Source organism: Pseudomonas sp. 05T35 (assembly GCF_056396605.1).
The window spans coordinates 1-1,827 of the sequence record NZ_JBFTLU010000646.1; the positions used below are offsets into that span (position 1 = coordinate 1).

At 56.1% G+C, this 1,827-nt stretch carries 2 protein-coding genes; both read right to left on the reverse strand.

Annotated elements, in window-relative coordinates; all coding sequences use genetic code 11:
* On the reverse strand, nucleotides 1-622 hold a 622-nt coding region (locus AC1DH9_RS28370; protein WP_477809256.1), incomplete at its 3' end, for an ABC transporter permease.
* 67 nt (nucleotides 623-689) lie between these two features.
* Entirely contained in the window at nucleotides 690-1,454 is a 765-nt protein-coding gene (locus AC1DH9_RS28375; RefSeq protein ID WP_427536910.1) for a transporter substrate-binding domain-containing protein, read from the reverse strand.
* Nucleotides 1,455-1,827: the final 373 nt, after the last annotated feature.

The following is a 1,827-nucleotide window of genomic DNA, read 5'->3' on the forward strand; positions in this document are numbered from 1 at the left end:
CCCCGATGATGTAGAACGTGAAATATTGACGAGTGGAACCGGCCGCGACCTGGCTGGCACGCATCAATTCCACCAGGCCGATGACTGAAATCAGCGCCGAGTCTTTCAGGCTCATTTGCCAGACATTTCCCAGCCCGGGCAGCGCAAATCGCAGCACCTGGGGGACCAGAATCCGTTTGAAGCGCATCGCGCGGGACATGCCTATGGCCAGGCCGGCTTCCAGTTCGCCCCGTGATACCGCGAGAAAAGCGCCGCGGTAGACTTCAGCCTGATAGGAGCCGGAAATCAGCCCGACCGCCAGCGCACCGACCAGAAAAGGTGGCACGTCGATGTAGCCTTCACCCCCGAACCAGTGGCCAACCGCCGTCACTACACTGGCTCCGCCAAAGTAGAACAGGTAGATCACCAGCAACTCGGGGATCCCCCTGAACAGTATCGAATACAGATCTCCCAGCCAGCGCAAACTGCGTCGACGGGATAGCTTGGCAGCCGCGACCAGGCTGCCAAATACCGCACCCACCAGCAGCGCTGCCAGGGTCAATATCACGGTCATGYCCGCTGCCTTGAGCAGCGCCATTCCCCAGCCTGAGTCACCAAAACTGAGTAGCTGCAAGAGGTTCATAGAGGCTCCCATTCTTGAGAAGGTTTAAGCAGCCCGGCAGCCTTCACGGTGCCGGGCAATTCAGGGGTCAAGACTTAGGTGTGAGGTCTACTTTGAACCACTTCTCGCTAAGTGTCTTGATCGTGCCGTCAGCCATGGCTTCCTTGAGAGCTGCGTCGAACTTGGCTTTGAGCTCAGGGTCTGTCTGGCGGAAGCCTAGAGCTTCCCCTTCACCCCAGATCGGGCCTTTGATGACCGGGCCGGTAAAGGCCAGCGATTTGTTCTCCGGCTTGTCCATCACCGAATTGAAAAAGGTCACGTCATCGAAAGCGACGTCAATGCGGCCGGCCAGCAGGTCGAGAATGGCTTCGGCCGAGCTGCCGTATTCACGAATGGTCGCCACGTCCTTGAAGTTCTGATCAATGAATGACGTGTAAATGGTGCCGGAGGCGATACCAATGGTCTTGCCCTTGAGTGCCTTGCGCTGCTCTTCAACGCCGGCGCGCACTTCCTTGGCATCGGTCCCCAGAGTGATGGCGGCTTCGGCACCGGTTTTGCCCGGCAACAGATCAGCTTTCAGCGCAACGAAACTGGCAGGTGTCTGGGCGTAAGGAATCGAAAAGGCCATTACCTTTTTGCGCTCATCGTTGATGACAATGGCGTCCATCAGCATGTCAAATTTACCGGCATTGAGGCTGGCGATCATCCCGTCCCAGTTCTGCACGACAATGTTGCACTTGAGCTTCATGCGCGGACAGATGATATCCATCAGCTCCGGTTCGAAGCCGCCAATTTTTCCGCCTGGCAGAGTCACGTTCCAGGGCTCATAGGCGCCCTCGGTTGCAATATTCACCGAGGTCCATTCTTTGGCCTGCAGTGCCGGAGCACAGGCGAGAACCATTGCACTGAGCGCTACAGAACCCAACCAGCTTGATTTCTTCGACATCTTGATAATTCCTGCCTAATCAATGGAGTGTTGCGATCTGATCCGGCTCAGGCCGAATCTCCTGTGCGGGTATGCACATCTATTTTTGTGCACACCGGACAAAGCAATGAAAACCAGCCCAGGCAGCGGGCGAGCAAGCCCGTGCATGGCACTGCGTTACAAGCGAAATAGTGGCGGGTGCAAAGAGGTTCTCACGACTCTTACGCACACATACTTACTTGTACATACAAGAGTATGCAATCAAGCGGCCAACTTAATGGATCGCTGCTCTATAAAGCTC